Origin of the sequence: Stenotrophomonas sp. Sm10, assembly GCF_030985515.1 — a bacterium.
Classification (GTDB): domain Bacteria; phylum Pseudomonadota; class Gammaproteobacteria; order Xanthomonadales; family Xanthomonadaceae; genus Stenotrophomonas; species Stenotrophomonas hibiscicola.
This window is the reverse complement of sequence record NZ_JAPTFO010000053.1, coordinates 1-23,230: the sequence shown is the minus strand read 5'-3', so window position 1 is coordinate 23,230 and position 23,230 is coordinate 1. Positions and strand designations below refer to the sequence as shown.

General features: G+C 65.8%; 27 protein-coding genes. 14 read left to right on the top strand and 13 right to left on the bottom strand.

From position 1 onward, the window contains the following. The first annotated feature begins 125 nt into the window (after positions 1-125). Together O0J15_RS14580 and O0J15_RS14575 are read left to right on the top strand one after the other, a co-directional pair. Positions 126-344, top strand: coding sequence for a DUF6116 family protein (locus O0J15_RS14580; protein WP_019660422.1), 219 nt, complete (start codon positions 126-128; stop codon positions 342-344). Beyond that, a complete protein-coding gene (locus O0J15_RS14575; protein WP_019660423.1) occupies positions 341-1,114 on the top strand; it encodes a TatD family hydrolase in 774 nt (257 codons plus the stop codon). Before O0J15_RS14580 ends, O0J15_RS14575 begins: the two co-directional genes overlap by 4 nt. Before the next feature lie 110 nt (positions 1,115-1,224). Here the strand turns inward: O0J15_RS14575 and O0J15_RS14570 are convergent, their stop codons facing one another. Further along, entirely contained in the window at positions 1,225-2,052 is an 828-nt protein-coding gene (locus tag O0J15_RS14570) for a ThiF family adenylyltransferase (protein ID WP_019660424.1), read from the bottom strand. A gap of 79 nt (positions 2,053-2,131) precedes the next feature. On the opposite strand from O0J15_RS14570, the gene O0J15_RS14565 reads away from it, so the two are divergent. Further along, positions 2,132-2,566, top strand: coding sequence for a cytochrome c (locus tag O0J15_RS14565; protein WP_019660425.1), 435 nt, complete (start codon positions 2,132-2,134; stop codon positions 2,564-2,566). A 136-nt stretch (positions 2,567-2,702) separates the two neighbouring features. Further along, on the top strand, positions 2,703-3,197 hold the full coding sequence (locus O0J15_RS14560; protein WP_005410289.1) for a glycine zipper 2TM domain-containing protein: 495 nt from the start codon (positions 2,703-2,705) through the stop codon (positions 3,195-3,197). Between the two features lie 73 nt (positions 3,198-3,270). On the opposite strand, the gene O0J15_RS14555 is transcribed toward O0J15_RS14560, so the two are convergent. Next, the gene (locus O0J15_RS14555) at positions 3,271-3,480 is read right to left on the bottom strand and encodes a cold-shock protein (RefSeq protein WP_005410290.1); all 210 of its coding nucleotides are present in this window, start codon (positions 3,478-3,480) and stop codon (positions 3,271-3,273) included. Between the two features lie 236 nt (positions 3,481-3,716). On the opposite strand from O0J15_RS14555, the gene O0J15_RS14550 reads away from it, so the two are divergent. The 3 genes from O0J15_RS14550 (at position 3,717) to arsC (ending at position 5,817) form a co-directional block, all read left to right on the top strand. Then, complete coding sequence (locus O0J15_RS14550; protein ID WP_019660426.1) at positions 3,717-4,202, top strand: DUF456 domain-containing protein; 486 nt, start codon at positions 3,717-3,719, stop codon at positions 4,200-4,202. Between the two features lie 119 nt (positions 4,203-4,321). Beyond that, positions 4,322-5,476, top strand: a complete 1,155-nt coding sequence (locus O0J15_RS14545) for a phospholipase A (protein WP_019660427.1) — start codon at positions 4,322-4,324, stop codon at positions 5,474-5,476. Further along, a complete protein-coding gene (gene arsC / locus O0J15_RS14540; protein WP_308305860.1) occupies positions 5,476-5,817 on the top strand; it encodes an arsenate reductase (glutaredoxin) in 342 nt (113 codons plus the stop codon). The genes O0J15_RS14545 and arsC overlap by 1 nt, the downstream gene beginning before the upstream one ends. Positions 5,818-5,917: 100 nt before the next feature. Here the strand turns inward: arsC and O0J15_RS14535 are convergent, their stop codons facing one another. From O0J15_RS14535 to O0J15_RS14520, 4 genes are all read right to left on the bottom strand, one after another. Beyond that, positions 5,918-6,553 (bottom strand): glutathione S-transferase family protein, encoded by a 636-nt coding sequence (locus tag O0J15_RS14535; protein ID WP_019660429.1) that lies wholly within the window; start codon positions 6,551-6,553, stop codon positions 5,918-5,920. Between the two features lie 56 nt (positions 6,554-6,609). Continuing rightward, a complete protein-coding gene (locus O0J15_RS14530; RefSeq protein WP_019660430.1) occupies positions 6,610-6,945 on the bottom strand; it encodes a hypothetical protein in 336 nt (111 codons plus the stop codon). Positions 6,946-7,019: 74 nt separating this feature from the next. Next, positions 7,020-7,415, bottom strand: coding sequence for a hypothetical protein (locus O0J15_RS14525; RefSeq protein WP_308305859.1), 396 nt, complete (start codon positions 7,413-7,415; stop codon positions 7,020-7,022). 117 nt (positions 7,416-7,532) lie between these two features. After that, a complete protein-coding gene (locus O0J15_RS14520; protein WP_019660432.1) occupies positions 7,533-9,050 on the bottom strand; it encodes a fumarate hydratase in 1,518 nt (505 codons plus the stop codon). A gap of 148 nt (positions 9,051-9,198) precedes the next feature. Here O0J15_RS14520 and O0J15_RS14515 point away from each other — a divergent pair, with 148 nt between their 5' ends. The 5 genes from O0J15_RS14515 (at position 9,199) to O0J15_RS14495 (ending at position 14,255) form a co-directional block, all read left to right on the top strand. Continuing rightward, positions 9,199-10,095, top strand: coding sequence for an RNA polymerase sigma-70 factor (locus O0J15_RS14515; RefSeq protein ID WP_308305858.1), 897 nt, complete (start codon positions 9,199-9,201; stop codon positions 10,093-10,095). A 36-nt stretch (positions 10,096-10,131) separates the two neighbouring features. Further along, the gene (locus tag O0J15_RS14510) at positions 10,132-10,581 is read left to right on the top strand and encodes a carboxymuconolactone decarboxylase family protein (RefSeq protein WP_308305857.1); all 450 of its coding nucleotides are present in this window, start codon (positions 10,132-10,134) and stop codon (positions 10,579-10,581) included. A gap of 274 nt (positions 10,582-10,855) precedes the next feature. Then, entirely contained in the window at positions 10,856-12,727 is a 1,872-nt protein-coding gene (locus O0J15_RS14505) for an ABC transporter ATP-binding protein (RefSeq protein WP_021203023.1), read from the top strand. Positions 12,728-12,807: 80 nt separating this feature from the next. Then, on the top strand, positions 12,808-13,587 hold the full coding sequence (locus O0J15_RS14500) for a ferredoxin--NADP reductase (RefSeq protein ID WP_019660436.1): 780 nt from the start codon (positions 12,808-12,810) through the stop codon (positions 13,585-13,587). Positions 13,588-13,697: 110 nt separating this feature from the next. After that, positions 13,698-14,255, top strand: coding sequence for a TlpA disulfide reductase family protein (locus tag O0J15_RS14495; protein WP_308305856.1), 558 nt, complete (start codon positions 13,698-13,700; stop codon positions 14,253-14,255). Between the two features lie 34 nt (positions 14,256-14,289). On the opposite strand, the gene O0J15_RS14490 is transcribed toward O0J15_RS14495, so the two are convergent. Next, positions 14,290-14,769: a glutathione peroxidase gene (locus O0J15_RS14490; protein ID WP_308305855.1), complete on the bottom strand. Its 480-nt coding sequence runs from the start codon at positions 14,767-14,769 to the stop codon at positions 14,290-14,292. Between the two features lie 130 nt (positions 14,770-14,899). Here O0J15_RS14490 and O0J15_RS14485 point away from each other — a divergent pair, with 130 nt between their 5' ends. Further along, on the top strand, positions 14,900-17,065 hold the full coding sequence (locus O0J15_RS14485; protein WP_155029833.1) for a M3 family metallopeptidase: 2,166 nt from the start codon (positions 14,900-14,902) through the stop codon (positions 17,063-17,065). A gap of 125 nt (positions 17,066-17,190) precedes the next feature. Here O0J15_RS14485 and O0J15_RS14480 read toward each other — a convergent pair whose 3' ends face one another. The 4 genes from O0J15_RS14480 to O0J15_RS14465 all read right to left on the bottom strand — a co-directional run bounded on the left by O0J15_RS14480 (position 17,191) and on the right by O0J15_RS14465 (position 20,438). Continuing rightward, entirely contained in the window at positions 17,191-17,931 is a 741-nt protein-coding gene (locus O0J15_RS14480) for a hypothetical protein (RefSeq protein WP_308305854.1), read from the bottom strand. A 150-nt stretch (positions 17,932-18,081) separates the two neighbouring features. Beyond that, positions 18,082-19,197 carry a cyclopropane fatty acyl phospholipid synthase gene (gene cfa, locus O0J15_RS14475; RefSeq protein WP_134735844.1) on the bottom strand — a complete coding sequence of 372 codons (1,116 nt, stop codon included), beginning with the start codon at positions 19,195-19,197 and terminating at the stop codon, positions 18,082-18,084. Positions 19,198-19,216: 19 nt separating this feature from the next. Then, positions 19,217-20,098 carry a DUF3298 and DUF4163 domain-containing protein gene (locus O0J15_RS14470; protein WP_134732265.1) on the bottom strand — a complete coding sequence of 294 codons (882 nt, stop codon included), beginning with the start codon at positions 20,096-20,098 and terminating at the stop codon, positions 19,217-19,219. A 37-nt stretch (positions 20,099-20,135) separates the two neighbouring features. Next, a complete protein-coding gene (locus O0J15_RS14465) occupies positions 20,136-20,438 on the bottom strand; it encodes a GNAT family N-acetyltransferase (protein ID WP_005417588.1) in 303 nt (100 codons plus the stop codon). 209 nt (positions 20,439-20,647) lie between these two features. Between O0J15_RS14465 and O0J15_RS14460 the strand changes: the two genes are divergently transcribed. Beyond that, positions 20,648-20,809 carry a hypothetical protein gene (locus O0J15_RS14460; RefSeq protein ID WP_167692790.1) on the top strand — a complete coding sequence of 54 codons (162 nt, stop codon included), beginning with the start codon at positions 20,648-20,650 and terminating at the stop codon, positions 20,807-20,809. Between the two features lie 41 nt (positions 20,810-20,850). Here the strand turns inward: O0J15_RS14460 and O0J15_RS14455 are convergent, their stop codons facing one another. Both O0J15_RS14455 and O0J15_RS14450 read right to left on the bottom strand, forming a co-directional pair. After that, complete coding sequence (locus O0J15_RS14455) at positions 20,851-21,477, bottom strand: rhomboid family intramembrane serine protease (protein ID WP_155029834.1); 627 nt, start codon at positions 21,475-21,477, stop codon at positions 20,851-20,853. A gap of 7 nt (positions 21,478-21,484) precedes the next feature. Beyond that, the gene (locus tag O0J15_RS14450) at positions 21,485-23,050 is read right to left on the bottom strand and encodes an oligopeptide:H+ symporter (RefSeq protein ID WP_111098433.1); all 1,566 of its coding nucleotides are present in this window, start codon (positions 23,048-23,050) and stop codon (positions 21,485-21,487) included. Between the last annotated feature and the right edge of the window lie 180 nt (positions 23,051-23,230).

The following is a 23,230-nucleotide window of genomic DNA, read 5'->3' as shown; positions in this document are numbered from 1 at the left end:
CAGATTGCAGCATGCGCTGCCTGAACGGAATCTCCACATTTCCTGCTCATTCCTATAACCCATTCAGCATCGGGAAATGCTGGGCCCGTGGTAGCGTTTGCATATTCCCCACGAGGATTTCCGCCATGGCCAACCCGATGCTGCTGCCGGTACTGCAATGGGCCCGCCGGCTGCGCTACCCCACCCTGTTCAAGCTTACAGCGGGCCTGTTCGTGCTGACGCTGTTCATCCCGGACCCGATCCCGTTCGTCGATGAGCTGGTGCTCGGCTTCGGCACCCTGCTGCTGGCCAACTGGAAAAGCCGCCACGCTGCCACGGTTGCGCCGTCGCTGGAACAGCGTTGAGCCCGCTGGTCGACAGCCACTGCCACCTCGATGCCGGCGAGTTCGACAGTGACCGCAGCGCCGTGATCGCGCGCGCGCAGGCCGCTGGCGTGCGCCTGCAGGTGGTGCCGGCGGTGACCGCGGCCAGCTGGCCGAAGCTGCGCGTGGTCTGCCAGCAGGCGCCGGGGCTGCATCCGGCCTACGGGCTGCACCCGATGTTCCTGGCCGAGCACCGGCCCGACCATCTGCCGCTGCTGCGCGAATGGATCGAGCGCGAACGCCCGTGTGCGATCGGCGAATGCGGGCTGGATTTCTTCGTCGAGGGGCTGGATGAGGAGGCGCAACAGGCGTATTTCATCGGTCAGCTGCAACTGGCCCGCGAGTTCGAGCTGCCGGTAATCGTGCACGCGCGACGCGCGGTGGACGCGGTGATCGCCGCGATCCGCCGTATCGGCGGCCTGCGCGGCGTGGTGCACAGCTTTTCCGGCAGCCCCGAACAGGCTGCGCAGCTGCACCGGCAGGGCTTCCTGCTCGGTCTCGGTGGTCCGCTGACCTACGAACGCGCGCAACGGCTGCAGCGCCTGGTGCGCGGGATGCCGCTGGAACAGCTGCTGCTGGAGACCGACGCGCCCGACCAGCCTGACGCCGGCATCCGCGGCCAGCGCAACGAACCGGCACGGCTGGCGGTCATCGCCCGCCATGTCGCGGCACTGCGCGGAATGGACGTTGAAGCCGTTGCACATGCCACGACGGAGAACGCGCGACGGCTGTTCGCTCTGCCAGCGTTGTAACGGGCGGCGGACCCGCCGCCGGGCAGGGCCCGGCGCTACCGGCTGCACTTACGTGTTGATCGAATCGGCGACGATCAACGGCAATGCCGGCCAGCGGCCGGCGTCTACCGTCATGCGTCGGCGTGGGCTTCAGCCACGTCGGCCTTCACCTTCTTCGGCTCCAGCAGCATTTCCAGCGCCTTGCCCACTGCGGCGAAGGCGAACGCACCGGTGATGTGGGTCGCTGCCCCCAGGCCTGCACCACAATCGAGCTTCAATGCCGCATCGGCGCCCAGGTTCGGCCGGATGCCGCAGACACTGCCATCGGCCTGCGGGTACTTCACGTTCTCCAGCGAATACACCGCCGGCACGCCAAAGTAGCGCTTGGCATTCCTAGGGAAGTTGAACTCGCTGCGCAGCTTCTTGCGGATCAGTGCCAGCATGGCATCGTGCTCGGTGCGCGAGACATCGCGGATGCGCACCAGGGTCGGATCGGTGCGACCACCGGCAGCCCCCACGGTCAGCAGCGGCAGCTTGCGGCGACGGCACCAGGCGATCGTCTCGACCTTGACCCGGAAGCTGTCGCAGGCATCGATCACCAGGTCGAAGCCACGGTCCAGCAACTCGGCCATGTTCGACACGGTCAGGAATGCCTGCACGGCATCGACCTCGATGTCCGGGTTGATCGCGCGGCAACGCTCGGCCATCGCCTCGGCCTTGTTGCGGCCGTAGTTGCCTTCCATCGCCGGCAGCTGCCGGTTGGTGTTGGACACGCAGATGTCATCGGCATCGATCAGGGTCAGGTGGCCGACCGCAGAGCGGGCCAATGCCTCCACCACCCACGAGCCGACGCCGCCCATGCCCACCACCGCCACGCGGCTGCCCTGCAGGCGCTCGAGTGCGCCCACGCCATACAGCCGTTCGATGCCGGCGAAGCGTTGTTTGACCAGTTCGTTCATGCCGCTATTTTAACGTGCACCTGCCGGCACCTGCTGCGCGCCGGCATCGAACCCACCGTTGCACGCCGGAGAGCCTGCCATGAACGCCAGCCCGCCCCGCCGCCCGTCCCCTGCCTACCGTTACCTGTTCGTGCTCGGCCTGGGCCTGCTGATCGGGCTGGTCGCCACGGTGATGGTCGGCCGTGCCCTGCAGTCCCGCCGCGACCCGTTCCCCGACAGCCTGATGCAGGTGATGCAACGGCAGTCGCAGCTGCTGCTGCAGGCCCAGCAGCAGAACCGCTGCAGCCTGGCCGACAGCGTGCCGCGGTTGCAGGCAATGCGCTTGCTGTCCAACGACCTGGATCTTGCCTTCCCCGGGCTGAAGGACAGCGCGCAGTTCCAGCAGCATGCCAGCCAGCTGCGCGGCAGCCTCAATGCCGCCTTGGCCGCGCCGCCCAGCGACTGCACGGCCCTGGCGCAGGTGGTGGAAACGGTGCAGGCCGATTGCCGCGCCTGCCACCAGGACTTCCGCTGAGCCGCATTCATCCTGCAGCCGGGCAAGGGCTGCGCGGTTGGCGCCTTGTTCACGTTCAAAAGGGGACGATTCGTCCACCCTGCTGCACGACGCAGTACCACCCAACGCACCCGCCTTCACGGCCAGGAGACGCCCCATGAAGATCCAGCTCATCGCCGCCAGCGCCATCGCTACCCTCGCCCTGGCTGGCTGTGCCACCTCCCCCGGCTATGGCGGTGGCGGCTACAACAACGGCTACAACAACGGCGGCTACGGCAACAACGGCGGCTACAACCAGGGCCGTTGTGCCGACTGCGGCATCGTCACCCGCATCAACACCGTGCCCTCGGGCCGCACTGCGCCCAGCGCGACCGGCGCGATCCTCGGCGGCATCGTCGGCGCGGTGGCTGGCCACGAGATCTCCGACCACACCGGCGGCAGCCGTGGCAACAAGAACATCGCCGCCGCTGCGGGCGCGGTCGGCGGCGCGCTGGCGGGCAACCAGATCCAGAAGAACGTCACCAGCGATACCTACGACATCAGCGTGCGCATGGACGATGGCCGCACCATCGTGGTCAACCAGCGCGACCTCGGCGGCATCCGCGAAAACACCTACGTGCGCGTAGTCAACGGCAAGGTCATCCTGCGCTGATCTGCACCGGGCCGATCGCAAAGAAAAAGGCCCGCTTGCGCGGGCCTTTTTCATGCGACGGCTTGCAGCGCGATCAGGTCGGCTGCACGGCGTCGGCCTGCAGGCCTTTCTGGCCCTGCACGACGGTGAAGGTGACCTTCTGGCCTTCCTTCAGGCTCTTGAAGCCCTGGGTCTGGATGGCGCGGAAGTGCACGAACACGTCTTCGCCGTTTTCACGGCTGATGAAGCCGAAGCCCTTCGCATCGTTGAACCACTTGACGGTACCGGTCTCGCGATCAGACATCTCACTAACTCCCTGGTGACTCTCTCTTGTTGTTGGAAACGCCTGGTGGGCGGCTGACAAGCAAGGGGGAAGCGAGGTGCATCGATGCAGCGGATCGGGAAGATCTTGCTTCATCAGGCCACGATCCACGGTGACCTTGCCAAGCTCAGCGACTGCAACTTAACCCGCCCAAAACGAAAAAGCAACTGGCAAAATCTTTCACTGTCAACCCCAAAACGGCCACCATACGGGACAGCATGGGACTCTCATTCATCTTGTATCTGCTAGCGGTCATTTTTGTCCTCGCCGGCATCGCGGGCATCATCCTCCCGGCCCTGCCCGGCATCCCGCTGGTGTTCATCGGACTGCTGCTGGCGGCCTGGGCGGACGGCTTCGTCCACGTCGGCTGGCCGACCCTGGTTGCGCTGGGCGTACTGACCGTGCTCTCGCTGCTGGCGGACGTGCTGGCCACCGTAGTGGGTGCACAGCGGGTGGGTGCCAGCCGCAAGGCGCTGTGGGGCACCTTCGCCGGCAGCATCGTGGGGCTGTTCTTCATGCCCATCGGCCTGTTTGCGGGCCCACTGCTCGGCGCCCTGCTCGGCGAGTACTGGCACACCCGCGAGCTGGGCCGCTCGACCAGGGTGGGACTGGCCACCTGGCTCGGCATCCTGCTCGGCCTGGCGCTGAAACTGGCCGTAGTGATCGCGATGCTTGGCCTGTTCGCCTTCGCGTGGTTCCTGTAATCGGCACCGCCTTCACGCCGCACGCACGCGGTGGGCGTGCATAAACCATGGGGGCTGGCCGCGACCCGGTACAGCCGCCACACTGTGCGACTCCCGTATTCACCGAAGGGCCTGCTGGAATGACCCTCCCCCCGCTGCTTCCCCGCCTCGCACCGCTGGCGCTGGCCTTGGCCAGTGCTCCGCTCGCTGCGCAGGAGTTCGCGCCCAGCGCCGAAGCCTCGCCGGCCGCATGTGCGGCGATTACCACAGACGCTGCCCGCCTGGCCTGTTATGACCGGCAGTTCGGGCGCTCCGCGCAGTCCACCGCCGAGGCCGACGCTGCCGCCGAGGCAGCAGCACAGGCCCGTCGCGAAGAACGACAGACTGCACGCGTAAGCCAGGGCGAAGAGAAACTGCGCGAGCGGGTCAGTGATCTGCTCCGCCCAGCAGAGCCCGACAGCGCGCTGGCAAACGCTGGCCGGGGCTCACTGCTGGACAGCCGCTGGGAACTGGCCGAGGACTCCAAGCTCGGCCCGTTCCAGCTGCGCGCCTACAAGCCGGTGTACCTGCTGCCTGCGTTCTGGACCAGCGACCGCAACACCACACCGCATTCGCCGAATCCGGCCAACACGGTCACCACGCCGCAGGTGCTGGACAGTGCCGAGCTGAAGTTCCAGATCAGTTTCAAGACCAAGATCGCCGAAAACCTGTTCGGCGACAACGGCGACATCTGGGCCGGCTACACCCAGAGCTCGCGCTGGCAGGCCTACAACAGCGAGGATTCGCGCCCCTTCCGCGAAACCAATTACGAACCGGAAGTGATGATGGTCTTCCGCAACGGCTACTCGATCGGTGGCTGGCGCGGGCGCATGACCGGCATCGCGCTGAACCACCAGTCCAATGGCCGGGCCGACCCACTGTCGCGCAGCTGGAACCGGGTCATGCTCAACATCGGCCTGGACCGCGAGAACTGGGCGCTGGTGCTGCGCCCCTGGTACCGCATCCCGGAAACCCGCAGCGATGACAACAACCCGGACATCGAGGATTACATGGGCCGCGGTGACGCGACCCTGACCTGGAACCGCAACGGCCACGAAGTCTCGTTGATGGCACGCCATTCGCTGCGCACCGGCAGCCGCTCGCACGGCGCCCTGCAGCTGGATTACGGCTTCCCGATCAGCAACCTGCTGCGCGGCCATGTGCAGGTCTTCGACGGCTACGGCGAAAGCCTGATCGATTACAACCACAAGGCCACCTACGTGGGCGTGGGTGTGTCCCTGCTGGAGTGGTTCTGATGGACGTGACGATCTGGCACAACCCGGCCTGCAGCAACTCGCGCGGCGCACTGAAGCTGATCCGCGATGCAGGCTTCGATCCGGAGGTGATCGAATACCTGGGCAACCCACCCGATGCGGCCACGCTGCGCCAGGTGCTGGCCGAATCCGAACTGGACGCGCGGGCGCTGGTGCGCAACAAGGAGGCGCAGTTCACCGAACTTGGCCTGGAGGATGCGGACGAGGCCACGCTGCTGGCCGCGATGGCCGAACACCCGCGGCTGATCAACCGCCCCGTGGTGCGCACGCCCAAGGGTACACGGCTGTGCCGGCCGCCGGAAACGGTGCTGGAGATCCTGTAACCCGCACTGCCAGAGCCGAGCCCTGGCCGGCTGCTGCCCGGCTGCTGCTCGCGTGCCACCCGTGAATGCAGCCGAGCGTGGCTCGGCGCTGCAGAACGGGCTACTGCCAGTCGGTGATGCCCTCGCGGCGATACACCTCGGCGAACGCCGGGCGCGCCTTCATCGACGTGGCATGCGCCTTCAGCGCCGGCCAGGTGTCGCTGGGCCTCGGCATGTTGCGCGACCAGCGCATCAGCATCACCAGCATGTAGTCGGCCACGCAGGGCGTGGCGCCCAGCAGGTAGGGGCCATGTGCATGCAGGTGCGCGGCCACATGCTGCCAGGCCGCTTCCAGGCGCTGCCGTGCCATCCCGCGGCTGGCCTCGATATTCGCCTCGCCCGCCATTTCGTGTGGATAGAACCAGGCTCGATAGGCCGGCTGCAGCGTATTGGCACACCAGAACATCCAACGGTAGGCATCGGCGCGCTGCGGTGTGCCCAGCGCGGGCAGCAGGTTGGCGTCCGGATGGCGATCAGCCAGGTACAGTGCAATGGCCGCCGCTTCGGTCAGTACCAGGCCATCGATCAGCAGCGTCGGCACCACGCCAGCAGGGTTCAGTGCCAGGTACTCGGCCGACTTGTGCTCGCGTGCGTCGAAATCCAGCAGCACCAGTTCGTGCTCGATGCCGAGTTCGATCAGCAGCCAGTGCACCACCAGGGCGGCGGTGCTGGTCGAACCATACAGCGTGGTGCTCATGCGCAAGTCCCGGGTGGATGAATCGGCCGATTATGCCCTGCACGGGCAATCGTTGCTCAGCCGCAGCGGCTCATGCAGGTATCGCGGCCTTCGCTACAGGACATGATCGGCGTGCGTATCGCGCAGTCGTGTGTCTTCAGTTCACAGGAACGGCGCAGTTCGGGATTGGCAACGTCCTTGCAGCGTTTGTCCGGCGCCGGCACCATCTGTTGTTCGCAGCTGAAGTCGTTGCTGCCGATACTCCCCCGCGCCATGCAGCTCCGATAATCGGCCTGGCATTGCACGCGGCACTGCGAGGAGGCGGAGAAATCCGCACCTTCATAGGAGGACGTTGTGCTGCAGCCGGCCAGGACCAGCAGGAACACAGTCGCGACGGATCGATGCAGGCGCATGGGCACATCCAGTGCAGGGATGTGCCGACCCTAGCAGACTACGGTTACTCGTGCAGGCCCGACGCGCCCCCCGATCAGTACACGGGAACACCGGTGTCGGTGCGAACGTCATTCACGGTGCCGCCGCAGGAGAGCAGGCATTGGGCGTACGGAGCGCCGCATGAAGGAAGCACCGGGGGACCGCAGTAGTTGCCGGCACCGTTGCCCCCTTCGCAGTTGTGCCGCTGCTTGTCATCGGCGATATCACTGCAACGGCTGATGACCCGGCTCTTCTCGCTTTCGCAGCTGCGCTGATCCGACTCGGCAAGGGCGCGGTTGTGGAAGTCGCACGTTGCCTTCCGGTTCTCGCAGACCGACGCGCAGATCTTCCCCGCTTCGTGGGTGGGAGGCTCGACGAAGTAACGTGGCCCGCAGGCGCTGCACGCCAGCGCAGCGGCCAGCAACACGAAAACACGCGGCCACTGCAGCACGATGGACTCCCTTCTAGAACGCCAGCCAGTACGTTAGCAGAGCAGGCCACGCGCAGGCAGGCTGCACACAACAACGGCGCCACACGGGCGCCGTTGTCTGAACACTGGGCGGAAGGATTACTCCACCACCACCGGAATCTTGCCAATACGGGCCTGCCATTCGCGCGGGCCGGTCTTGTGCACCGATTCGCCGGTGGAATCGACGGCCACGGTCACGGGCATGTCCTGCACGGTGAACTCGTAGATCGCTTCCATGCCCAGGTCGGCGAAACCGACCACCTTGGCCGCCTTGATCGCCTTGGACACCAGGTAGGCCGAACCACCAACGGCCATCAGGTAGGCCGACTTGTGCTTCTTGATCGCTTCGATGGCGGCCGGGCCGCGCTCGGCCTTGCCGACCATGCCCAGCAGGCCGGTCTGCGCCAGCACCTGCTCGGTGAACTTGTCCATGCGGGTCGCCGTGGTCGGGCCGGCCGGGCCCACCACTTCGTCGCGCACAGGATCTACCGGGCCGACGTAGTAGATGAAGCGGCCCTTCAGATCCACCGGCAGTTCCTCGCCCTTGTTGAGCATGTCGACCATGCGCTTGTGCGCGGCGTCGCGGCCGGTCAGCAGCTTGCCGTTGAGCAGCAGGGTCTGGCCCGGCTTCCAGCTGGCCACGTCTTCCGGGGTGATCGTGTCCAGGTCCACGCGGGTGCCCTTGGACGCGTCATAGGTCAGTTTCGGCCAGTCTTCCAGCGACGGCGGGTCCAGCATCACCGGGCCGCTGCCATCCAGGGTGAAGTGCGCATGGCGGGTGGCCGCGCAGTTCGGGATCATCGCCACCGGCAGGTTGGCCGCGTGGGTCGGGTAATCCTTGATCTTGATGTCGAGCACGGTGGTCAGGCCCCCCAGGCCCTGCGCACCAATGCCAAGCGCGTTGACCTTCTCGTACAGCTCCAGGCGCAGCTCTTCAATGCGGTTGGACGCGCCCCGGGCCTGCAGTTCGGTGATGTCGATCGGCTCCATCAGCGCTTCCTTGGCCAGCAGCATCGCCTTCTCGGCGGTGCCACCGATGCCGATGCCGAGCATGCCCGGCGGGCACCAGCCGGCGCCCATGGTCGGCACGGTCTTCAGCACCCAGTCGACGATGGAGTCGGACGGGTTGAGCATGGCGAACTTGGTCTTCGCTTCCGAACCACCGCCCTTGGCGGCGACGATCACGTCGACGGTGTTGCCCGGCACCACCTTGACGTTGACCACGCCCGGAGTGTTGTCCTTGGTATTGATGCGCTTGCCGGCCGGATCAGCCAGCACAGAGGCGCGCAGCTTGTTGTCCGGGTGCATGTAGGCGCGGCGAACGCCCTCATTGGCCATCTCTTCCACGCCCATGGTGGCGTCGTCCCAGCGCACGTCCATGCCGATTTCCAGGAACACGGTGACGATGCCGGTGTCCTGGCAGATCGGGCGGTGGCCCTCGGCGCACATGCGCGAATTGATCAGGATCTGGGCCATCGCTTCCTTCGCGGCCGGCGACTCCTCGCGCTCGTAGGCAGCGGCGAGGTTCTTGATGTAGTCGACCGGGTGGTAGTACGAGATGTACTGCAGCGCGTCGGCGATGGACTGGATGAGGTCTTCCTGCTTGATCGATGTCACGGCTTGCTCGCTTGCTCGAGGCTGGCGGGGGTAATCCGCCCATTTTACCCCCTCCCCCGGCCCCGGGGTGGTCGTGCTGGGCGCTGGCCGGCAAGATCAGATCCAGAAGCCCTGTCACGCCCCGCCCCGTTGGCGCGTCCTTGCCCACATGAACGCCGAAACCGCTTTCCAGACCCACCGCCCGCGCCTGATGGCCCTGGCCTATCGCCTGCTCGGCAGCCGCGCCGACGCCGAAGACGTGGTCCAGGATGCCTGGCTGCGCTGGTCCGGCGCCGATCCGGCCGGCGTCCGCGACCCCGAGGCCTGGCTGGTCACCACCACCACGCGGCTCGGCCTGGACCGGCTGCGTGCGGCCAAGCGCGAGCGCGCGCACTACGTCGGGCCGTGGCTGGCCGAGCCGCTGGCCGTCACGCTGGAGCCTGACCCGGCGCCCGGCCCGGCCCAGCTGCATGCGCTGGCCGACGATGTCTCGGTGGCCTTCCTGACCTTGCTCGAACAACTCGGCCCCGAAGAACGCGCCGCCTTCCTGCTGAAAGAGGCCTTCGACCACGACTATCGCGAGATCGCCGAGCTGATCGGTCACAGCGAGGCCAACTGCCGGCAGATGGTGCACCGTGCCCGGCGACGCCTGCAGGCCCGGCGGCCGCGCTTCAACGCCGATGCCAGCCAGCACCGGCAGCTGCTGGCGCGCTTCATGGACGCCTCGCAGCGCGGCGACAGCGAGGCGATCCAAGCCCTGCTGCACGCCAACGCGCAACTGGTCTCCGACGGTGGCGGCGTGGTTACCGCAGCGATCCGCCCACTGCTGGGTGCCGAGCGCATCGGCCGCCTGTTCTGGGCCATCGCCCGCCGTGGCGCGGTGCATCCGGCCCACCTGGGCTGCGTCAATGGCGAGCCGGCGATTCTGCGCTTCCAGGGCGACCGCCTGCACTCGATCACCACCATCGAAGTGGTCGATGGCCGCATCGCCAACGTGTACAGCGTGTTGAATCCGGAGAAGCTGCCGGACGTTGTCACGCGCGGCGACGGTAGGGCGTCCTGGTAGTGAAAGGCGGCCACTGTGGCCGCCGTGGAGCCCACGATGTCGAACCATGCCTCTCCCCGCGTCCCCTACACCCGCCTGGCCGCCGAGGCCTTCAAGGGCCTGCTGGCCACCAGCCAGGCGGTGCATGACAGCTCGGTCGATCCGACCCTGATGGAACTGGTGTTCCTGCGCGTGTCGCAGCTCAACGGCTGCGGCTACTGCATGGACATGCACGGCACTGCGCTGCGCAAGGGCGGCATCGAGCCGCGCAAGCTCGATACGCTGCCCGCCTGGCACGAAAGCCGCTTCTTTGATGCCCGTGAACGTGCGGCGCTGGGCTGGGCCGAGGCGCTGACCCGGCTGACCGACGGTGCGCCGTCGCAGGCGGCGTTCGATGCACTGGCACCGCACTTCGATGAGAAGGGCATCAGTGACCTGAGCATGGGCATTGCGGTGATCAATGCGTGGAACCGGCTGGGTGCGGGGTTGCTGCCGCCGCTGCTGTAAAAGGGGCCTGTTGGCCGGGCTGCCGCCCGGCACCCGCAGAGGCCAGAGCAACAGCTGGAGCAACGGCAGAAGCTGGCTCTTCTGCGGGTTGGCAGGGTGGGTCCACGCCATGCGTGGATGCGGGAGGTTCGGATCCCTTCGCTTCGCGATGGGCTCTGACCCGATCCGGGCTGATGGGGTCAGAGCCCGTTGCGTGGCAGAGGGATCGGACCCCGGTGTCGGCCACACGGCTGCACTGACCCCCTCTGCACGTATCAGGCCGCACAATATGCGCATGCCTGCTACCCCCACCGCTGGCGCCGCCGCCGCGAACAGACCCAGCCTGCGCCAGCGCTTCAGGGCGATGCGCAACCTGCCGCCGTTCCTGCGCATGGTCTGGAAAACCAGCCCCGCGCTCACCCTGGCCAGCCTTGGCCTGCGGCTGATCCGCGCGCTGCTGCCGGTGGCGATGCTGTACGTGGGCAAGCTGATCATCGACAGCGCCCTGCACCTGAGCCAGCACGGTGCCGGCTTCCCGCCACTGGGCGAGGCGCTGTCCAGCGGGCTGCTCAATCCACTGCTGGGCCTGCTGGCGCTGGAATTCGGCCTGGCCATCGCCTCGGACCTGCTCGGCCGGCTGGTAAGCTACGCCGATGCGCTGCTCTCGGAACTGTTCGCCAATGCCACCAGCATCCGGCTGATGGAACACGCCGCAACGCTGGACCTGGAGGACTTCGAAGACCCGGACCTGCAGGACAAGCTGGACCGTGCGCGGCGCCAGACAATGGGCCGGATGAACCTGATGAGCCAGCTGTTCGGCCAGGTACAGGACGCGATCACCGTGGCCAGCCTCGCCGTCGGCCTGCTGGTCTACGCGCCGTGGCTGATCCTGCTGCTGGCGCTGGCACTGGTGCCGGCCTTCATCGGCGAATCGCACTTCAACGCGGCCGGCTACAGCCTCAACTTCCAGTGGACGCCCGAGCGCCGCCAGCTCGACTACCTGCGCCAGCTCGGTGCCAGCGTGGAAACGGCCAAGGAAGTGAAGATCTACAACCTGCACCGCTTCCTGGTGGAACGCTACCGGCGGCTGTCGGTGGCGCTGTTCCAGGCCAACCGTGCACTGGCCCGGCGCCGCGCGTTCTGGGGCACGCTGCTGGCTGCACTGGGCACGCTGGGGTACTACACCGCCTACGCCTACATCGCGTGGCGCACGGTGCGCGGCGACTTTTCGATCGGCGACCTGACCTTCCTCGCCGGCAGCTTCCTGCGCCTGCGCCAGCTGCTGGAAGGCCTGCTGATCGGCTTCTCGCAGGTCGCCAGCCAGGCGCTGTATCTGGATGACCTGTTCTCGTTCTTCCAGATCGAGCCGGAAATCCACTCGCGTGAAGGCGCCGTGCGCGTGCCGCAGCCAATCCGCCAGGGCTTCGTGTTCGAGAACGTCGGCTTCCGCTATCCCGATGCCGAACAGTGGGCGGTGCGCCATCTGGATTTCCAGCTGTACGCAGGTGAAGTGCTGGCCCTGGTCGGCGAGAACGGCGCCGGCAAGACCACGCTGGTGAAACTGCTGGCACGGCTGTACGAGCCGGACGAAGGCCGGATCCTGCTCGATGGCCGCGATCTGCGCGACTACGACCTGGACGACCTGCGCGCCAACCTCGGGGTGATCTTCCAGGACTTCGTGCGCTACAACCTCAGCGCGGGTGAGAACATCGGCGTTGGCCAGGTCGAGGCGATGGACGACCAGGCACGCATTGCCGACGCCGCAAGGCGCGGCATGGCCGAGGAAGTGATCGAGGACCTGCCCGGTGGCTACGACCAGCAGATCGGCCGGCGCTTCAAGCAGGGCGTGGACCTGTCCGGCGGCCAATGGCAGAAGATCGCCATCGCGCGCGCATGGATGCGCGATGCGCAGGTCATGATCCTGGATGAGCCAACCGCAGCGCTGGATGCGCGCAGCGAGTTCGAGGTGTTCCAGCGGTTCAGGGAACTGGCGGATAATCGCACCGCAGTGCTGATTTCCCACCGCTTTTCCTCCGTACGCATGGCCGACCGCATCCTGGTCCTGGCCGACGGCCGGATCGAGGCCAGCGGCACCCACGCGCAGCTGATGGCACAGGGTGGCCGCTACGCCGAGCTGTTCGAGCTGCAGGCGGCGGGTTATCGCTGAGAACGCCTCTCGCCCCGCCCAATGAGAACCTGTCTCATTTGAGATAGAATCACCCCCGACGACTTTTGATAGATACGCCCATGTCCACCGCTTTTGGCGCCGAAACGGTGCTTGAGGTCCGCCACTGGACCGACGCCTACTTCAGTTTCACCACCACCCGCGACAGCGGCTTCCGCTTCGAGAACGGCCAGTTCGTGATGATCGGCCTGGAAACCGAGGCGCGCCCGTTGCTGCGTGCCTACTCCATCGCCAGTGCCAACTGGGAAGAGCAGCTGGAGTTCTTCAGCATCAAGGTGCAGGACGGCCCACTGACCTCGCGCCTGCAGCACATCAAGCCGGGCGACAAGGTGCTGGTCGGCAAGAAGCCCACCGGCACCCTGCTGATCAGCGACCTGCACCCCGGCAGGAACCTGTACCTGCTGGGCACCGGCACCGGCCTGGCGCCGTGGCTGTCAGTGATCAAGGACCCGGAAACCTACGAGCGCTTCGAGAAGGTGATCCTGTGCCACGGCGTGCGCTACGAGAAGGACCTGGCCTATCGCGATTACTTCGAGAAGGAACTGCGTGAGCACGAGTTCCTCGGCGACATGATCGGCGACAAGCTGCTGTACTACCCGGCTGTCACCCGCGAGCCCTTCGCCAACCAGGGCCGCCTGACCTCGCTGATGGAAAGCGGCCAGATGCAGCGCACCCTCGGCCTGCCGGAACTGAGCCCGGAAAACGACCGCGCGATGATTTGCGGCAGTCCGCAGATGCTGGCTGATCTGCGCACCGTGCTCGACGCCCGCGGCTTCCAGGTCTCGCCGCGCATCGGCCAGCCGGGCCACTATGTCTTCGAGCGCGCGTTCGTCGAGAAGTAAAGCGCGGGGCACCGACCCCGCCTCTGCACCCGACCTGTTGCATACCCTGCGCATTGCCGGCATGGTCCGCCACACACGGGCCGATGGCCCTCCTGGGGAATACACGGATGATGGACACATGGATCCCGCACCGGATGCGGGCGTGGGCGATTGCCGGTCTTCTGCTGGCGGCGGCTCCGGCGTGGGCTGCGCCGCCCGCCCGTGGCGACGTGCCGCCGCAGGCACTGGGCAACGACCGCAAGGGCAATCCGGTCAATCTGGCCGAGCAGCGCGGCAAGGTCGTGATCGTGACCTTCTGGGCCTCCTGGTGCGGCCCCTGCCGCAAGGAACTTCCGATCCTGGCCCATCTGCAACAGGTGGTCGGCGAGGACGCGTTGAAGGTCTACGCGGTCAACTGGGGCGAACCCCGACTGGAAGTCAGCCGTCTGATCCGTCAGCGCGACTGGCCGAAGCTGGAGTACCTGCATGATCCCGGCGGCGTGCTGGCCGAGCAATTCGGCATCGTCGCAGTACCCCACATGTTCATCGTCGGCCGCGACGGCACCGTCGCCCATGCCCACCGCGGCTACAGCGAGGCCAGCCTGCCGCAGATCATGCAACAGGTGATCGATGCACTGCCCGAAGAAGTGCGCAACCGCGAGGCAGGCGCAGCAGCGCTGGGGCACTGACTATGTACATCGCCTCCAGCGCGAACAAGGCGTGTTACAGCAGCGCTTCGATCTCGTCGCGCAGCTGCTCCGGCTTGGTGGTGGGCGCATGCCGCGACACTACCCGCCCCTGGCGATCAACCAGGAACTTGCTGAAATTCCACTTGATACGGGCACTGCCAAGCAGGCCGCGCTTCTCGCGTGACAGCCAGGCCCACAACGGATCAGCCCCCTCGCCGTTGACCTCGATCTTCTCCGACAGCGGAAAGCTGACCGGATAGTCCAGCGAACAGAACTGGCGGATCTGCGCCGCATCCCCAGGCTCCTGCGCACCGAACTGGTTGCAGGGAAAGCCGATCACCACCAGGCCGCGCTCGCGATAGTCCTGCCAGAGCTGTTCCAGCCCCCTGTACTGCGGGGTGAAGCCACAGCGGCTGGCGACGTTCACCAGCAGCAACGGGTGGCCCTGATAACGGGCCAACGCATGCGGCTGGCCGTCGAGGTCACGGAAACTGAAATCGTAGGCGCTGGTCATGATGGCGGGCCGTGGGCGGTGAATGCATGGTACCCGCGCCCGGCCCCGGCAACATGCCTTTTGACACAAGTGCGGACGCCGCCGGCCGGGTTACCCTCGGGCCCTTGTTTGCCTTACCGGAGTTCCTGCCTTGACCACCCGCCTTGCCCTTGCCGTGGCCATGTCCCTCGGCCTTGCCCTGCCCGCCTTCTCGGCCGGCGCCGCCCCGGCCGCCAGCAGCACCGCTCAGCAGGCCAATCCGTTCTTCGCCGAAAGCCCGTTGCCGCTGCACTTCCCACAGTTCGACAGGATCAAGGACAGCGACTTCGCCCCGGCCTTCGACGCCGGCATGGCGCAGCAGCTGAAGGAAGTGGAAGCGATCGCCAACAACAAGGCCAAGCCGACCTTCGACAACACCATCATCGCCCTGGAGAAGAGCGGTGACATCCTCGACCGTGCGACCACCGTGTTCTTCAGCCTGGTCGGCGCCGACACCAATGACACCCGCAAGAAGCTGCAGGCCGACTACTCGGCGAAGTTCGCCGCGCACAGCGATGCGATCGCGCTGAACGGCAAGCTGTTCGCCCGCATCCAAGCGCTGTATGACACCCGCAGCCAGCTGGGCCTGGACGCCGAAGGCGTGCGCCTGGTCGAGAAGTACTACGACAACTACGTGCGCGCCGGCGCCAAGCTGTCCGAGGCCGACAAGGCCAAGCTGAAGGAGATGAACGCCGAACTGGCCAGCCTGGGCACCAGGTTCAGCCAGAACGTGCAGTCGGAAGTGAACGCCTCGGCGATCACCGTCGACGACGTCAAGGAACTGGACGGGCTGTCCAAGGAGCAGATCGCCGCCGCCGCCGAAGCCGCCAAGGCCCGGGGCCTGGAAGGCAAGTATGTAATCACCCTGCTCAACACCACCGGCCAGCCGCCGCTGACCAACCTGGCCAACCGCGCCCTGCGCCAGAAGATCTACGAAGCGTCGGTCAGCCGCGGCAGCCGCGGCGGTGAGTTCGACAACACCGCGCTGGTTTCGCGCATCATGCAGCTGCGTGCCGACAAGGCCAAGCTGATGGGCTTCCCGAACTTCGCCGCCTACAACCTGACCAACCAGACCGCCAAGACGCCGGAAGCGGTCAACGCGATGCTGGGCAAGCTGGCCCCGGCCGCGGTGGCCAACGCCAAGCGCGAAGCCGCCGACCTGCAGGCGATGATCGACCAGGAACAGAAGGCCGCAGGCAAGCCGACCTTCAAGCTGGAACCGTGGGACTGGGCCTTCTACAGCGAGAAGGTGCGCCAGGCCAAGTACAACTTCGACGAGTCGCAGCTGAAGCCGTACTTCGAAATGAAGAACGTGCTGGAGAACGGCGTGTTCCATGCCGCCAACCTGGAATTCGGCCTGACCTTCAAGCAGCGCACAGACCTGCCGGTCTACCACGACGACGTGACCGTCTATGACGTGTTCGACGCCGACGGCAGCCAGCTGGCAATCTTCATCTTCGACCCGTACGCACGCGCCTCCAAGCGCGGCGGCGCGTGGATGAACTCCTACGTCTCGCAGTCGAAGCTGACCGGCTTCAAGCCGGTGGTCGCCAATCACCTGAACATCCCGAAGCCGCCGGCCGGCCAGCCGACCCTGCTGACCTGGGACGAGGTGAACACCACCTTCCACGAGTTCGGCCACGCCCTGCACGGCATGTTCTCCAATGTGAAGTACCCGTACTTCTCGGGCACCTCGGTGCCGCGTGACTTCGTCGAGTTCCCCTCGCAGGTGAACGAGATGTGGGCCGACAACCCGGTCATCCTGAAGAACTACGCCAAGCACTACCAGAACGGTTCGGCGATGCCGCAGGCGCTGCTGGACAAGGTGCTGGCGGCGGCCAAGTTCAACCAGGGCTTCGCCACCACCGAGTACCTGGGTGCAGCGATGCTGGACCAGCGCTGGCACCAGATCGGTGCCGACCAGGTGCCGGCCGCCAAGGACGTGATGGCCTTCGAGCGCGCCGCGCTGGAGAAGGACGGCATCTACTACGCGCCGGTGCCGCCGCGCTACAAGACCCCGTACTTCAGCCACATCATGGGTGGCTACTCGGCCGGCTACTACGCCTACATCTGGTCGGAAGTGCTCGACGCCAACACCCAGAAGTGGTTCAAGGACAACGGCGGCCTGAGCCGCAAGAACGGCGACCACTTCCGCGCCACCCTGCTGTCCAAGGGTGGCAGCGTCGACGCGATGCAACTGTTCCGCGATTTCGCCGGCCACGAGCCGCAGATCGAACCGCTGCTGGAAAAGCGTGGCCTGACCGGCGCCGGCAACTGATCGCCTGCGCGGTAGCGTGAAACGAAAACCGCCCGGGAGACCGGGCGGTTTTTTTGTGGCATCCACCCATGGCGTGGATCTACTGCAGTCCCGGTAGATCCCATCCATCCGTGGATGATCTCCGGTCACCGCCGGAACAGCCGCTCCCACCATCGGCTTTTTGGAGCAGCTGCAGGAGAGGTATGGGCGCCCAGGAACTCCTGCAGTTGGGCCGCGGCGGCCTCCGCGTACAGCAACGCGCCATCGGGGGCGCAGTTGAGCAGATTGCTCATGCTGGTCGATGCGTTGAGGTCCATCGGATTCGGCTCGACCACCTCGCTTGCTTCCAGCAATCCGCATCCCTTGCCGATGGCATCATCGACAACGCTCCAGAACACGGCCAGTCGACCATCGGAGAACAGCTCGTGCAGACGCGCGCGCAGGTCATTGTCCCCGGCGTAGTCCGCGCGCATCTGCTTCAGCCGGTCATGCGTGATGAACACACCACCACCGTAGTTTTCGCGCAGGTGGTTGCCTGCAGCGGCGTCCGCCCACTGTGGCGGCACCAGTTGCCGCCAGTCCGCGAAATAGCGGGCAACCACCGGATCGTCGATGAAGAACGAAAGGGCGCTCCCGCGAAGATAGTGATACCGGCGCAGGTGACCGGCCACGATCGCCAGGTACAAAGCATGCCCCTTCTCGAAGGGCACGTCTGCGCTGATCGAGCGAGCCTCGTCGATGCGTTCCTGGAGCTGCTCCATGTAGAACGGCTCGATCCGGAATTGCTGCTGCAGCGGCTCAACCAGCGTCGCGTCCTCCAGCGCACGGAAATAGAGGCCACGGATTTCCGAGTCCGCGACTGGATGGTAGGTGATGTCCCAACCCATGCTGCAACGCCTTCAGGAATGCGGTAATGCCGCCGACCCGACAGCTTAGCGTCGTCGGCACCCTTGCGGAGAGCAGGCCGTGCAATACCCGTAGTCAACGTCAATGAGTGTCGTATCAGGCCTGATCTATCCCTCTCTCCCGACGCAACACTACCGTGGCACCACGTACCCGCCCGGCACGCCTTCCGGCGACAGCACCAGCTGCCACAGCTGCGCGTGCCGGCAGCGGAAGGTGGCCATCGACCCGGCCAGGTAGAAGCGCCACATGCGGCGGAAATGCTCGTCATAGCGCGCATCCAGCCGTGGCCACGCTGCTTCCACGTTGCGCCGCCATGCCTGCAGGGTCAGGTCGTAGTCGGTGCCGAAGTTGTGCCAGTCTTCCAGCACGAAACGGCCTTCGAACGCCCGGGTGATCTGCGCCGCCGACGGCAGCATCGAGTTGGGAAAGATGTAGCGCGCGATCCACGGGTCGGTGCGATGCCGGGAGACGTTGGTGCCGATGCTGTGCAACAGCAGCAGGCCACGCGGCGACAGGCAGCGTTTGGCCACCTCGAAGAAGCTGGCGTAGTTCTTGTCACCGACGTGCTCGAACATGCCGATCGAGAAGATCGCATCGAACGGTTCGTCCAGCTCGCGGTAGTCCTGCAATCGGATCTCGATCGGCAGGCCCGCGCACAGGTTCCGCGCGAACTCGGCCTGCTCCTGCGAAATCGTCACGCCGACGCCACTCACACCGTAGCGCTCAGCGGCGAACTTCAGCGCTTCGCCCCAACCACAGCCGATGTCCAGCACACGCTGGCCCGGGCGCAGGCCCAGCTTGCGGCAGACCAGGTCCAGCTTGGCTTCCTGCGCGGCATCGAGATCATCGGCATTGCGCCAGTAGCCGCAGCTGTAGACCAGACGCTGGCCCAGCATGGCCTGGTAGAGATCGTTGCCGAGGTCGTAGTGGCGGCGGCCGACCTCGTAGCTGCCCTGCCCGGCCTGCAGGTTGAACAGGCGCGCCTTCAGCGCATCGGCCACTTCGCGCCAGCCGTGCACCCGTTCATCCAGGTGCGCCTGCATCAGATGGACAAGGAATTCATCCAGGACGTTGGCATCCCACCAGCCGTCCATGTAGCTCTCGCCCAGGCCGAGCGAGCCGTGGGCCATGACCCGCGCGAAAAAGCGCGGGTCATGCACCTGGATGTCCTGCGGCTGGGTACCGCCGATGCGGACCCCGGCTTCGTGAAGCAGGCCGGTGACCCGCTCCTGCAACCCTGTATCCACGCCACCTCCTCCACTGCGGTCAACCGCGTGCGAACAGCTCCACGTAGTCCCTGGCCACGTGCGGCAACAGCACCGCCGCCGGTACATCGGCGGTCTGGGTGCCGTCCGAGTATGGACCCACCTGGTACGGAGGGAAAACAAAGCGCAGCGCGGTGATCTGCCCCTTGTCGTCGGTCAGTGGCTGGAACTGGCTGAAATTGTCGGCCTGCGGGCCAGTCCCGTCGGCGATCATGCGCGATGCGTTGCGCAGCGATTCCTGCAGTTGGGCCGGGTCCATGTCCTCGCCGCTGAGCCGCGTGGCCACGCGTTCGCGCAGCTGGTCGGCGACGAACTCACTGATCACCTTCCAGCCCTTGGCATCGGTCACCAGCTTGTCGGCACTGAGCATCTGCTGCTGCTGCGGCAGCCATACGAAGCGCGCCACCAGCGGTTCGCCGTGGGCGCCACCGGTGTAGCGGCTGCCATCAGCACTGACCACCACCAGCTGCGGGGTTTCCAGCAGTTTCTCGAAACTCAGCGACAGCTCGTAGGGCATGGTCGGCTTGTCGTTGCCGAGCCCGTCCAACGCCTGTTGCAGGTCACTGCGCGCACTCGTCGCATAGTTCTGCAGCGCACGGGCCAACCCCGGATAACGGTCGATGCCGGCCGGGTAGCTGATGCCCACCACTTCGCGCTCGTTGTTCTCGATCACGTCGCGCAGGTCCAGCGGCGCTTCCGTGGCCGGCGTTTCGGCTGCGGCGGTGGCCTCGACGGCGGGAGCCGCCTCAGCCGCCGGTGCCGGCTCGCTTTCACGCTGGCAACCGGCCAGCAACAGCACGCCCACCACGCCGGCCAACGCACTGCCGCGCAGTGGCCGGTTGTTTCCAATCTTCATCGGGATCCCCTGTTCATGTTTGTACATCATCGCCTGCCATGGCTGAAGCGTGGCCCGCTGGCACTCAGCCAACGAGCAGGTCGTGGTACTCCTCGTGCCGCTGCAGGAAAGCCTCGGCGTAGGAACAGGCCGGCACCACCTTGTACTTCTGCTCGCGGGCGAAACGCAGTGCCACGCGGGTCAGCTCACCGGCGATGCCACGGCCGGCGATCGGCTCAGGCACCTCGGTGTGGGTGATGACCATGCGTTTGCGCTTGATCTGGTAGTCCAGCACCGCCAGCTGTCCACGCACACGGGCGGTGAAGCGATGGTTGGCCAGGTCGTGTTCGACCTCATAGGCCAGACCGGGGGGCGTGACCGAAGCCATGGAACTGTCTCCTGCGGCGACTGCGTGGATGGTGCGCAGCCGGGCGCCATGATCGCGTGAAGCCTGAACAGGGGCAAGTCTGATCCATTCACGTCAGTTTGCGACCCTCAAGCTGGAGCGCTGACGGCCGCTATCGCCTGTGGAGGGGTACGGCCAGCTTGGCACGCCCCTTGCGACCGTTGACCATGCGCACCCCCGCGGAGGCTCCGATGCACCCCAGCGATTCCCATTCAGATACTGACCGCGCCCTGCTGGAGGGCCTGCTGCAACTTGCGGTGGAAGGGCAGACCGAAGACCAGGATTTCCAGCGCATCGGCGAGGAAGTGTTCGCCCGCCTGCTGGATACCTACGGCCAGCAGCACACGCTCTGAAAACCGGGGCGAATCGTCACCGATTCGCCCCGCTACCCGCTTCAACCGCCGCCGAGGCGGAAGGTCGGGTTGGAAAGCTCGCGCAGGAAGTGGGTGAAGATGCTCGGCTGCATGGCCAGCATGAAGATCACGCCGAACGCCGCACCGGCCAGATGCGCGCTGTGGTTGATGCGGTCGCCGCCGCGCTTGTCCATCCAGATGCTGTAGCCGACATAGAACGCGGCATAGATGATCGCCGGTGCCGGGATGAAGAACACCAGGATGATCGACCACGGCTTGATCAGGATGAAGGCGAACAGCACCGCCGATACCGCCCCGGACGCGCCAAGGCTGAGGTAGTTCGGGTTCTTCTGGTTCTTCAGGTAGCTGGGCAGGATCGAGACCAGCAGCGCGCCGATGTAGAACGCCGGGTAGGTCAGGTAGCTGCCGGTCAGCTGCACCATCACGCTCTCGATGAATCCCCCGAAGAAGAACAGGGTGATCATGTTGAAGATCAGGTGCGACCAGTCGGCGTGGATGAAGCCATAGGTCACCAGCCGGTCGTACTGGCGGTGACGGTCGATGGCCGGCGGCCACAGGATCAGGCGGTCGGCCAGCTTGCGATTGTTGAACGCCATCCACGACAGGAGGGCGGTGATGGCGATCAACAGCAGATTGACGGGGGTCATGTCAGGCTCAGGCGCTACGGTAGTTGTCGACCATACGATAGCGTTTCGCGTACCAACCGAAGGCCAACGCCGCGACGAAGGCGAAACCGGCAAAGAAGAACATCAGGAATGCCGCCTCGCTGAGGCCTGTACTGGCGATCTTGTGGGTCACCGCGTCGTTGCGCACGGCAGCGTTCGACAGCAGCACCCACAGGTTGCCGATGGTGGTGGTCAGGTTCCAGAAGCTCATCACCACGCCCTTCATCGCCTGCGGCGCCTGGCTGTAGGCGAACTCCAGGCCGGTGGCCGAGACCAGCACCTCACCGAAGGTCAGCAATGCATACGGCAGGATCTGCCAGAAGATCGACAAAGCGTTGCCGCCGTCCATCACCACCTGGATGCCGCCGACCACGATCCAGGCCAGGCCACTGAAGGCGATGCCGGCGGTCATGCGGCGCAGCGCGGTCGGCTCCAAGCCGAAGCGGCGCAGGGCCGGGTACAGCACCAGGTTGTTGAACGGAATCAGGATCATCACCAGCAGCGGGTTCAGCGCCTGCATCTGCGAGGCGGTGAACCAGCTCGGCATCTGCATCTGCTGGCCCTGCAGGACCCAGGTCGAGGCCTTCTGGTCGAACAGCGAGAAGAACGGCGTGGTCAGCGCGAAGATCACCAGCACGCGCAGCACCGAGCGCACGCCTTCCACGGCTTCGGCTGGATGCTGGCCACGGGCCCGGTCCAGCTGCAACCAGGTGCCGCCACCGATGCCGGCGAGAATGGCCACCAGCGCCAGGCACAGGCAGATCACGATGCCCAGCGAACCGACCAGGCCGAACGACGCCGCTGCCAGCACCAGGCCGAGCACGGCGATCACCAGGCCCGGGCGGCCCTGGCCGGCCGCGCGTGCGGTCAGCGCAGTGCGCACCACGTTGGCGAACGAGTGCGGGTCCTTCGGTGGCAGCGGCACCAGCACGTAACGCTTGCGGCCCAGCCAGAACACGAAGGTGGCGATGAACATCAGGATGCCCGGGATGCCGAACGCCCACTGCGGGCCCCAGTTCTTCAGCGCCAGCGGGATCAGCAGCGAGGCGAACAGCGAGCCGAAGTTGATGATCCAGTAGAAGGCGTCGAAGACGATCTTGGCCAGGTGCTTGTTGCTCTGGTCGAACTGGTCGCCCATGAAGGAGGCCACCAGCGGCTTGATGCCACCGGCACCCAGGGCGATCAGGCCCAGGCCGAGGAAGAAGCCCTCGCGGCTGTTCTCGAACAGGGCAAGGCACAGATGGCCGGCGCAGTAGACCAGGCTGAACCAGAGGATGGTGTGGTACTTGCCGAAGAACCTGTCGGCCAGCCAACCTCCGAGCAGCGGGAAGAAATACACGCCGATCATGAAGCTGTGCATGATGTCCTTGGCTTCACCGGCACGGCCTTCGGCTGTGATTTCCTGCAACAGCAGCGAGGTGATCAGGAACTGCACCAGGATGTTGCGCATCCCGTAGAAACTGAACCGCTCGCAGGCCTCATTGCCGATGATGTACGGGATCTGGCGCGGCATCTTTCCCTGGCCGGCGATGGGGGCAACTGCGTCGTGGCTCATCCTGTAAGGCATTCCTGCAAAGCGAAAGGCGCAAGGTTACCGGAACCGGGCCTTGCGAAGCACGCTGCAGGGCTGCATGACAACGGTGCCCATCCATGGCAGGCAACCGCGCTCCGTGCCGGAAGTCACGGCACCTGCACGACAAAAGCGTAAACTTATCGTTATGCGCCCCCTCCCCCC